This is a genomic window from Actinomyces sp. 594, assembly GCF_019325145.1.
GTDB lineage: Bacteria > Actinomycetota > Actinomycetes > Actinomycetales > Actinomycetaceae > Actinomyces.
The window spans coordinates 31,973-42,113 of sequence record NZ_PIZC01000008.1 but is presented as its reverse complement, the minus strand read 5'-3'; the positions used below and the strand labels follow the sequence as shown (position 1 = coordinate 42,113).

The following is a 10,141-nucleotide window of genomic DNA, read 5'->3' as shown; positions in this document are numbered from 1 at the left end:
TGAGACTCAACCGTCCCAGAAGTCATGAGACTCAACCGTCCCAGAAGTGTGGAGACAGCACAGTACCCCTACCGTACGAACCGTCACCACAGGGTACGAATCGTCGACCAGAACGTACGAACCGTCATCACCAGGTACGAACCGTCGCCACGAGGTACGAACCGCCACACCGACCTACCGAGATACGCATACCTGACACCACCATGCCCTTGAGCTGGAGAGCCGGACTAGCCCGCGCAGTCGCCTGCGCCTATGCGCGCGGACGGGTGCCGGCCTGGCCATATCTACCGACCTCGGCGGTTACTGGTCGGCCTGGTTGTGCTCGTCGTCATTCGCCTCGGCGGACTGCGCGGTTGTGGGCTGCTGCGTCGGAGCGATGGTGGCAGGCGCCTGGTAGGTGTAGTGAGTGATGGTCAGCGTCACCGACTGGCCGGTGTCAACCGAGGATCCCGCGCCCGGGTCTACCGCGGTGACAACGTACTGGTCGTCCTTGCTCTCATCATTGGTGGTCTCCTCCACCGTGGAGCTGTTGTAGTTCAGGCCGGCGGCAGTAATTGCGGCCTGCCCCTCCTCCTGCGACATGCCAACCACATTCGGCACCGTGGTCTTGCCCGAAGACACCACTAGGGAGACCGTCGAGCCGCGCTCCACCGGGGTTCCGGCCACCGGGTCGGTGCGGATGACCGCGCCAGAGGCGACGTCGGCGGAGTCCTCGGTGGTTACGTCACCGACGCTCAGGCCGGCGTCGGTGATCGCCGTACGGGCATCGGCCTGGGACTTGCCGGTCACGTCGGGTACATCCACCATGGCCGAACCGGAGGAGAAGTGCACGGTGACGGTGGAGCCCAGCAGCACCGAGGTACCGTCGCCGGGGTCGGTGGATACGGCCAGGCCGGCGTCAACCGTGTCTGAGTTGACGTCCTCACCCTTCTCGTAAACCAGCCCCAGGCCCTCAATGGCGGCCTGTGCATCGGACTCGCTCATGCCGGACACGTTCGGCACGGCCACAGCCGTGGCGGTCGGCGTCGGGGTGGGGGTCGGGCCGCCACCGAAGAACCCTGAGGCGGACAGCCCCAGCAGCGTGCCCAGGCCGATTAGGGCAATCAGGACAAGCACCCACAGCCACCAGCGCCTACGCGGCTGCTCCTCCTCCGACGGCGCCGCCGACTCCTCCTCCGGGGAGGGTGCGGCAGCGGCGGCCTCCGGGGCCATGACGGCGGTGGCCGCCCAGGTGTCGGTAGCCGGCGCGGCCACGTCCAGGCCGCGGGCAGCCGCCAGCAGATCGGCCCGCATATGCGCGGCGTCCTGGTAGCGGTCATCCCGGTTCTTGGCCAGGGCCTTGAGGACCACCCGGTCCAGGGAGTCGGGGATGTCGGCGGCGATGGACGACGGCGTCTTCGGGATCTCCCGAACGTGCTGGTAGGCGATCGCCACCGCCGAGTCGCCGGTGAAGGGCGGCTGGCCGGTGAGCAGCTCATACAGCAGGCAGCCGGTGGAGTACAGGTCGGAGCGGGCATCGACCACCTCGCCGCGGGCCTGCTCCGGAGACAGGTACTGGGCGGTACCGACCACGGCGTGCGTCTGGGTGACGGTAGCGGCAGAGTCCTCCACGGCCCGGGCGATGCCGAAGTCCATGACCTTCACGGCGCCGGCCTGGGTGAGCATGATGTTGCCGGGCTTGATGTCGCGGTGCACGATGCCGGCGCGGTGGGAGTACTCCAGGGCGTCGAGTACTCCGGTGGTGATCTCCACCGCCTCCGGGATCGGTACCGCCTCGCCCTCGCCGAGGAGCTCACGCACCGTGTGCCCCTCGACGTACTCCATGACGATGAAGGGGACGACCCGGGTTGAGCCGTCGGGCTGGGTCAGTTCCTCCTCACCGGAGTCGTATACGGCCACAATCGACGGATGGTTCAGGGCAGCCGCAGACTGCGCCTCTCGCCGAAACCGCGCCTGGAAGGTGGGGTCTCCGGCGATGTCCGAGCGCAGCAGCTTGATGGCGACGATTCGGCTCAGACGCGTGTCATAACCGAGGTGCACCTCGGCCATGCCGCCGCGACCGATGAGCTCTCGCAGCTCGTACCGTCCGGCGAGCATCTGCTGAGGGGACTGAATCGTCACAGTGCCTCCTTTGAAGAGGTGGTTGACGCGACCGCTGAATCACGTGAGGCGCCCGGGTGCGCTGAAGCAAGGGTACCCGTCGTTAACAGCAGAGCGAGCAGGATCAGGATGATGACCACGATCCGGATGGTGCCGGCGGGCAGCCCAAACCGTTCCCTGCCGGAAGCGTGCCGGGTTGCCGCGTGACCGGCTTCGGGGGCGTCGGCGACGGCGGAGCGGGTCTGATCCGCAGCGGGGATGGAGCGGGTCGCGGTGGGCGGCTCCCGGTCCGCCTGCGCGCCGCCGACCGCGGTATGCGGCTGGTTCGTGGTCGGCTGCCCGCCTGCGCCCGCGTTGGTGCTGTTGCCGGTGGCGGCGTTCCCGGTGGTACCAGCTGCGCCGGTGGTAGCGGAGGTATCGGCGCCCCCGGCCGCGGAGCTGCCAGTGCCGCCGGGGCGCTCAGCGCTCCTGCGCCCGGTGGCGCGCCAGGTGGGGGCCTGGCGCGGATCCCAGGACTCCGCCGGCAGGTTGACCACAATCCGGTCTAGGCGGCGGGCGAGCTCACGCGCGGTGCGGGGCCGGTCGGCGGCCTTCTTGGCGAGCAGCTCCATGACCACCTCCCGTACCTGCTCGGGCAGATCGTCCGGCAGCGGCGGAACCGGCTGGTTGACGTGGGCGAAGGCGATGTCAACCTGGGTGGAGCCGGTGAAGGGGCGCCGTCCGGCCAGTGCCTCGTAGGCGATGACCCCCAGCGCGTACAAGTCCCCGGACGGCGTGGCCATGTTGCCCATGGCCTGCTCGGGGGCCAGGTATTGGGCCGTTCCCATGACCATGCCCGTGGCTGTCATGGGGCGCTGGTTGACGCCCATGGAAATGCCGAAGTCGGTGAGCTTGGCCAGCCCTTCCCGGTTGATCAGGATGTTCGAGGGCTTGACGTCCCGGTGCACGACGCCGGAGTCGTGCACCACCTGCAGGGCGCGGGCGACCTGTGCCAGGATCGGCAGGATCTCCTCCGGGGGCATGGTGCCCCGCTCGGCGAGGATGTCTGACAGGGCCCGGCCCTGCACCAGCTCCATGACGATCCAGCCGGAGCCGCGCCGCTCACCGGAGTCCAGGACCACGGCCAGGTTCGGGTGCCGCAGCCCCCGGGAGTTGGCGGCCTCGGCCCGCAGCCGGGACAGAAAGATCTCATCCCCGGCGAGCTCGGGCCGTAGGATCTTCGCCGCCACCGCGCGCCCGGAACGCAGGTCCGTGGCGCGCCACACCTCCCCCATGCCGCCCAGGGCGATGCGCTCGACCAGGCGGTAGCGCCCCTGCAGCTCCAGTCCAGGCTCGGGTTTCACTGATCCACCGCCGCATCAATGACGGAGGCGGCTATCGGTCCCGCAACTGAGCCGCCGGTGCCGGTGGTGGCAGTCTGCTCGCCGCCGTCCAGGACGACGGCGAGGGCGATCGTGGGCTTGGAGATATCGGTGCCGGCGAAGCCGACGAACCAGGTGACCGGACCGCCCTCGGCCGAGCCCGTCTCGGCGGTGCCGGTCTTGCCGGCCACGGTTACCCCGGCCACTTGCGCGGTGGTGCCGGTGCCGTCGGTAACGACCTGCTGCATCATCTCCGACAGGGTCTGCGCCGTGCTGGAGTCGATCGGGGTGCGTGCGACGGACGGCGAGGTGGTGGAGACGACTGACAGGTCCGAGTCCAGTGCCTGCGAGATCAGGTACGGGGTCATCTGCTTACCGCCGTTGGCGATGGTTGCCGCCACCGAGGCCATCATCAGCGGGGTGGTCCGCACCGACGCCTGCCCAATGCCGGCCATGGCGGTCTGTGCCTGCGAGTCGTTGGCCGGATAGATGGACGGGGTGACCGTGAGGGGTATCTCCAGGTTCTCCCCGAAGCCCCAGTTGGCGGCCTCGGTGGCCAGCTCCTCGTCGCCCACGTCCATGGCCAGCTGGGCGAAGGGAGTGTTGCAGGACTCGGCGAAGGCGTAGGTGAGTGTGACCTTGCCGTTCCCGCAGGACTCACCGGCGTAATTGGACAGGGCGTGGTTTGTGCCCGGCAGGGTCAGGGTGTCCGGTGCCTCCACCTCGGTGGAGGCACCGGCCGTTCCGGTACGCAGGGCGGCGGCCATGGTCAGGATCTTGAAGGTCGAGCCGGGTGCGTACAGGTCACCGGCGATGGCCCGGTTGCTCAGCGGCTTGGCGGGGTCAGCGGCCAGGGTATCCCAGGCGGACTGGGCGGTGTCGGCGTCGTGGGAGGCCAGCAGGTTGGGGTCGTAGGAGGGTGAGGAGACCATTGCCAGGATCGCACCGGTGGAAGGGTCGAAGGCGACGACGCTGCCCCGGCGGCCACCCAGGGCGTCCCAGGCGGCCTGCTGCACCTGCGGGTCGATGGTCAGCTTGATGGCACCGCCCTGCTGGGTCTCGCCGGTGATCAGGGACTTGATGCGGCTGGAGAACAGGGAGGGGTCCTCCCCGTTGAGCACGGGGTTGGCAGCCAGCTCCAGGCCGGTCATGGAGGAGAAGGAGGTGGAGAAGTAGCCGGTGACCGGGGCGTACAGCTCCCCGCCCGGATAGGTGCGCTGGTAGGTGTAAGCGTCGTCGGAGGCCTGAGAGTCGGCAATCACGGTGTCGCCCGCCAGCATCTGCCCGCGGTCGGTGCCGAACTGGGCGTAGACCATGCGCGAGTTGCGCGCGTCCGTCGTCAGGGTGCCCTGCCGGGAGGATGACTCCCACAGTGCTGGGCGGCTCAGGCCCTGGACGCTGGTCAGTGAAGCCGCCAGCGCAAGCATCATGACTAGCACTAGGACAGTGACTTGTCGTATCTGCCGGTTCATGCGCTGCCCTCCTTAGGTGCTGGCTGCGCGGGCGTGAAGGCGGGCGGACCGTCGCTAGCTTCAGCGTCCGCGGCGTCGTCGGCGTCACGCACCCGCTTGCGCAGCGAGGAGGGCAGCTCCGCAGTGTCGATGATGCGGGGGGCGGCGGCGGTGGGGCGGCGGGCGGCGTCGGACAGGCGTACCAGTAGCGCCAGGATGATCCAGTTGGCAATCAGGGAGGAGCCGCCATAGGCGAGGAAGGGGGTGGTCAGTCCCGTAAGCGGGATCAGGCGCGTGACACCTCCGACTACGACGAACACCTGCAGGGCGATGGTGAAGGACAGGGCGGTCGCCAGCAGCTTGCCGAAGCCGTCCCGCAGGGCCAGGGCCGTGCGCAGCCCCCGCTGCACCAGGATCAGGTAGAGCATGAGGATGGCGAGCGTGCCCGTCAGCCCCAGCTCCTCCCCGAGGGAGGCGACGATGAAGTCGGAGTTGGCGAAGGTGGTCAGGTTCGGGTAGCCCTCACCCCAGCCGGTGCCCATCAGCCCGCCGTAAGCCATGCCGAACAGGCCGGTCACCAGCTGCCAGGAGCCGCCCGGCATCTCGTAGACGCCCGGGTCCATGGCGTTGAGCCAGGCGGTGATGCGCTGCTGCACGTGCGCCAGGTGGGTGGCCGCGAACCATGCCGCCGGCACGAACAGTGCCGCACCGATAAGCAGCCAGCTGGGCCGGTCCGTGGCCACGTACAGGGTGACCACGAACAGTCCGAACAGCAGCACCGAGGAGCCCAGGTCCCGCTGGAGCACCAGCACCAGGATGCTGACGCCCCACACCACCAGCAGGGGCGCCAGGTGGCGGGCGCGCGGCAGGTTCACCCCCAGCACGCGGCGGCCCGCCAGGGCCAGGTTGTCCCGGTTGGACACCAGGAAGGAGGCGAAGAAGATCGCCAGCGCCACCTTGGTCAGCTCCGCCGGCTGGAAGGACATCGGCCCCAGCCGGATCCAGATGCGGGCGCCGTTGATCTCCGTGCCCAGCCCGGGCACGAACGGCAGCACCAAGAACCCCAGACCGCCCCACATGGCCAGGTGATCCCAGCGGCGCAGTAACCGGTAGTCACGCACCAGAAGAACCAGGCAGAACAGGAATACACCGAGCGCGGTCCACACCGCCTGCTTGGGCCCATAGTCGTGGGTCTGCCCCAAGCGCTCATAGGACATGTCCAGCCGGTGGATCATTGCCAGCCCGATGCCATTTAGGGCGACCGCCGTCGGCAGCAGTACCGGATCCGCCCAGGGGGCGGTACGCCGCACCCACAGGTGCACCACCAGGCACACCGCGGCGAGGGCGGCGGCGAGTTGAAGCGACTGGGCGGGGGAGGAGCCAGTGCGGTTGATGGCGGTGAGCACGAACGCCGCCAGGCCGATGACCAGAGCAATGATGAGTAGCCCGGCCTCGGCCCAGCGGCCCGTGCTCTGGGCCGACGCCGAACTCGGCACCGGTGCGGGGCGGAAGGTGGGTGAACTCATGCAGCAGATCCCTCAGCAGGGCCCCCGGCAGGTCCTTCAGCGGGTATCGCGCCAGGATCCGGCTGCCCCGGCTGCCGTTGGGACGCCTGGGGTGATTGCCCCGGCCGGGTGCTCCCCAGGGCGCGGGTTGAGGAGGAGGACGCCGTGCGCGTCGCGCTCGCGGACGGCGTGGGTCGCTGGGTCTGCGCCGGGGAGTTAGTCGGTGCGGGAGTGGGAGAGCGGGTCGGCGTCGGCTCCGGTGTGGGCTGTTCCTCTGGAACGTCCACCAGGTTGTCCATCACCGTGGTGCGCACGTACTGGCGGGCCGCATCCAGGGAGGGCTGCTGCACCGTTCGCTCGAGCTTGGCCAGGATCTGCTCGTTGAGCTCATCCACGCCGGGCCGGCTGTAGGTCTGCACCACGTGGCTGAGCGAGAACGGTCCGACCGACTGGGGTATGCCCTGGTAGATGGCGATCTGGCCGTTCAGGGTGGTCACGTAGTACTGGGACTGGGTCCACTGGTACCCCAGTGCCCCGGATCCTAGGAGGGCCAGGAGCAGGATCAGGGAGGCGATCGCGGAACGCAGCCGGCGTACGCGGCGCCGGGCGAGCTCGGTGCGGGCCTGGGCGGCGACGGCCTCCTCCTCGGCGGTGTCGGTGGGCGGGGGTGTGGAGTCCAGGCCGGCCACCAGGGCGGCGGCCTTGGCGGCCGGCGTGGTGGCCTCTACGGGCTCGGCCGGCTCCGGGGAGGAATGCGAATTGTTGCCGGTGGCGGCCTGGTGCAGGCGGGCGCGCCGGTTGGCCGCGGAGCCCACGATCTGGGTATCGGTCTGCGGCTGGGGGTCGTCGTCGACGACGTCGAACACCACCACGGTGACGTTGTCTGGTCCGCCGGCCCGCAGGGCAAGGTCGATGAGCTGGTCGCCGACCTGGCCGGGATCCTCCACGGTGGCCAGCACTTCCCCGATCGTCTCGGCGGAGACGGGACCGCTCAGGCCGTCGGAGCAAAGCAGCCAGCGGTCGCCGGGCACTGCCTCGCGGATGGACTCGTCCAGCTGGACCTCACCCTCGGCGTCGCCCAGTACGCGCAGCAGCACTGAGCGCTGGGGGTGCCGACGCGCCTGGTCTCGCGTGAGCCTGCCGGTCTCCACCAGGTACTCCACGAAGGTGTGGTCGGTGGTGACCTGGGTGAGCTCGCTGTCGCGCAGCAGGTAGGCGCGCGAGTCGCCCACATGCACCATGGCGAGCTTGTTGCCGGAGCGCATTACGGCGATGCAGGTGGTCCCCAGGCCGGCCAGGTCGGGGTTGTCGCTGGACAGGGAGATGAGGTCGCTGTGCGCCTCCTGCACGGCGTCGCGCAGCAGGTCGAGGAGCTCCCCGGCCTGGTGGGAGTCGGCGTCCAGGGGCACCAGGTGCTCAACCGCTACCGCGGAGGCGATATCTCCGCCGGCGGGTCCGCCCATGCCGTCGCACAGCAGCATCAAGTGCGGGCCGGCATAGCCCGAGTCCTGGTTGGAGGCGCGCACCAGCCCGACGTCACTCCTGGCGGCGTAGCGCAGGGAGATGGTCATGGCCGCAGCTCCAAGGTGGTCTGGCCGATTCGCACCGGCACTCCTACAGGCAGTTCAACGGCACCGTACACGGGGCGCCCCGCCAGCGTGGTGCCGTTCGTGGAGGACAGGTCCTCCAGCCACCAGGCGCCATCCTTGGGGAATACGCGGGCGTGCCGGGAAGAGGCGTAGGAGTCGTTGAGCACGAGTGTGCAGTTCTGGTCGCGGCCGATGGTGATGGAAGTGGGCGTCAACGGCACCATGGAACCTGCCAGGGGGCCCTCGGTGATTACCAGGCGGGTGGGTCCGCGGTTCCGGCCGGCCGGGGAGGACTCACGGGTGGAGCGGCGCCGGGCCGGGGCTGTGGAGACGTCGGCGACGTCGCGGCGCAGCGCGCGTACCACGAGGAAGACGAAAACCCACAGCAGGACTAGGAAACCCAGTCGAGCGATGGTGAATGCGAGCTCACTCACCCGTTGGTCCCTGTGCCCTGCGTGCCGTCCCAGAACATGATCCGGGTGCGTCCGATTGTGAGTGTGTTGCCGTCCAGGAGGGTCGCGGCGTCGACCCGGTGGCCCTCGACGAAGGTGCCGTTGGTGGAGCCGAGATCCGTGGCAATGGCGTGGCCCTGGGTCAGCCGGATCTCCAGGTGGCGGCGGGAGACGCCGGAGTCGTCCACGATGATGTCAGCCTCGCTGCCGCGGCCGATCACGGTGACGGGACCGGTAAGCAGGTAGCGCTGCCCGTCGATGTCCAGGATGGGGTGGGTTGGGGAGGCGGTGGCGGCGGCAGCGGGGGCGGCGGCTCCGCGGCGGGTGGAGGACTCGATCTCGATCATGGGGGGTGTGAGGCGCTCGTCCGCCAGGAAGGAGACGTCGACCGGGCCGACGAATGAGTAGCCCTGCTCGCCGGCGTGGGTGGTGGCCACTTCCTCCATCTGCCGGACCACTTCATCCATGCCCCAGGTGCCCAGGTGCTCAACGTCGCTGGGGGCCAGGTGGATGCGGAACACGTTGGGCACCACGGAGCGGTCGCGGGCGAAGGAGGCGGCGCGCTTGTCCATTGTCTCCCGCAGCTTAGAGGCGATCTCTATGGGTTCAACGTCGTCGGAGAACCGGGACATGGCCCGATTGGCGACGTTGCCGACGCCCTTCTCGAACTTGTCCAGGAAACCCATGGACTACCTCCCCGTGTGCTTTGGAGCGGCTGCGGCGGCGCCGCTGCCGTCCGCGAGGCGGGCGACTGCCCGGCCCGCGGCCTGATCGGGCCACGATACCGGCACTGCCCGAGGACGGTGTGCATATGGGCAGGATTCCAGAGGTGACCTGGCCCAATGGTAGCTGCTGTGGCCCGCGTGACGGGAAGACCAGTACGACGGCTGTGTTGCGATCAGGGTTGCAGGCATTGTGGATACTAGGCGAAACAGGCCCCGGTTGTCGCGGGGCTGCGCAGGGGCGGACGATGGCGGGTGAGCGGTTTCACGGCTGTGAGTGGCGAACTGGATTGGACGCGGGCACCGAGTTGCCGATAGCATGAGATCACTCAAGCGCGAGTGGCGGAATTGGTAGACGCGCACGGTTCAGGTCCGTGTGATCTTGCGATCATGGGGGTTCGAGTCCCCCCCCGCGCACGGAAAAGGCCCGGGCCAACTGTTGGTCCGGGCCTTTGTTGTGCTCCATCGTCATGCTCTGTGGGATCGTCCCGGGTGCTGCCGGCGCTCCGGCCGGCGCCGGTGCAGCAGCATTCCGGCCAATGCGGCCCCCACCCAGGCGCCGACGCCGTTTTGAAGAATGTTGGCAAATGAGGGGCGGCGGTCCAGACCCGGAGCCACCCACTGCGCGAGCTCTGCCCCCAGGCCCACGGCACAGCCTGCCAGCGCCCAGGCCCACCAGGGCACTCGCGGCCAGCCAAGCGTGGCCAGGAGGGTCAGGGGTGCGAGCATGATCAAGTTCAGCAAGATGTCCTTGCCGCGCAGTGTCAGGAACCATGGTCCCAGTCCGTCCTTGAACGCGGCGATGTCATCCCCCGATGGCCACAGCACGGCCATCAGCACGACGCCGAAGTAAAGTGCGGCCAGGGCGCGGGCGGCGCTGCCGGTGCGAGTAGCCGAGCGGGCAGTGCCGGCCTGTTCGGCGTCGGCGGGTGGAACCCGGGGCTTGTCAGGGATGGTCACG

Annotated in this window: 8 protein-coding genes and 1 tRNA gene; 1 reads left to right on the top strand and 8 read right to left on the bottom strand. The window is 69.1% G+C overall.

All coding sequences use genetic code 11. The features are described 5' to 3' along the window. Nucleotides 1–300: 300 nt before the first annotated feature. Genes pknB through GZ998_RS00585 form a run of 7 tightly spaced genes read right to left on the bottom strand, consistent with a single transcriptional unit; the run spans nt 301 to nt 9,144 of the window. Nucleotides 301–2,121: a Stk1 family PASTA domain-containing Ser/Thr kinase gene (gene pknB, locus GZ998_RS00615; protein ID WP_162679165.1), complete on the bottom strand. Its 1,821-nt coding sequence runs from the start codon at nt 2,119–2,121 to the stop codon at nt 301–303. After that, complete coding sequence (locus GZ998_RS13280) at nt 2,118–3,443, bottom strand: serine/threonine-protein kinase (RefSeq protein WP_219108316.1); 1,326 nt, start codon at nt 3,441–3,443, stop codon at nt 2,118–2,120. Before GZ998_RS13280 ends, pknB begins: the two co-directional genes overlap by 4 nt. Beyond that, nucleotides 3,440–4,933: a penicillin-binding protein 2 gene (locus tag GZ998_RS00605; RefSeq protein WP_219108314.1), complete on the bottom strand. Its 1,494-nt coding sequence runs from the start codon at nt 4,931–4,933 to the stop codon at nt 3,440–3,442. Before GZ998_RS00605 ends, GZ998_RS13280 begins: the two co-directional genes overlap by 4 nt. Further along, complete coding sequence (locus GZ998_RS00600; protein ID WP_162679167.1) at nt 4,930–6,438, bottom strand: FtsW/RodA/SpoVE family cell cycle protein; 1,509 nt, start codon at nt 6,436–6,438, stop codon at nt 4,930–4,932. Before GZ998_RS00600 ends, GZ998_RS00605 begins: the two co-directional genes overlap by 4 nt. After that, nucleotides 6,435–7,988, bottom strand: coding sequence for a PP2C family serine/threonine-protein phosphatase (locus tag GZ998_RS00595; RefSeq protein WP_162679168.1), 1,554 nt, complete (start codon nt 7,986–7,988; stop codon nt 6,435–6,437). Before GZ998_RS00595 ends, GZ998_RS00600 begins: the two co-directional genes overlap by 4 nt. Continuing rightward, nucleotides 7,985–8,440 (bottom strand): FHA domain-containing protein, encoded by a 456-nt coding sequence (locus tag GZ998_RS00590; RefSeq protein ID WP_161923215.1) that lies wholly within the window; start codon nt 8,438–8,440, stop codon nt 7,985–7,987. The genes GZ998_RS00595 and GZ998_RS00590 overlap by 4 nt, the downstream gene beginning before the upstream one ends. After that, nucleotides 8,437–9,144, bottom strand: coding sequence for a DUF3662 and FHA domain-containing protein (locus GZ998_RS00585; RefSeq protein ID WP_162679169.1), 708 nt, complete (start codon nt 9,142–9,144; stop codon nt 8,437–8,439). Before GZ998_RS00585 ends, GZ998_RS00590 begins: the two co-directional genes overlap by 4 nt. Nucleotides 9,145–9,513: 369 nt before the next feature. On the opposite strand from GZ998_RS00585, the gene GZ998_RS00580 reads away from it, so the two are divergent. Next, a tRNA-Leu gene (locus GZ998_RS00580) sits at nt 9,514–9,597 on the top strand. A gap of 51 nt (nt 9,598–9,648) precedes the next feature. Here GZ998_RS00580 and GZ998_RS00575 read toward each other — a convergent pair. Continuing rightward, complete coding sequence (locus GZ998_RS00575; protein ID WP_308807125.1) at nt 9,649–10,140, bottom strand: VanZ family protein; 492 nt, start codon at nt 10,138–10,140, stop codon at nt 9,649–9,651. Nucleotide 10,141 lies beyond the last annotated feature (1 nt).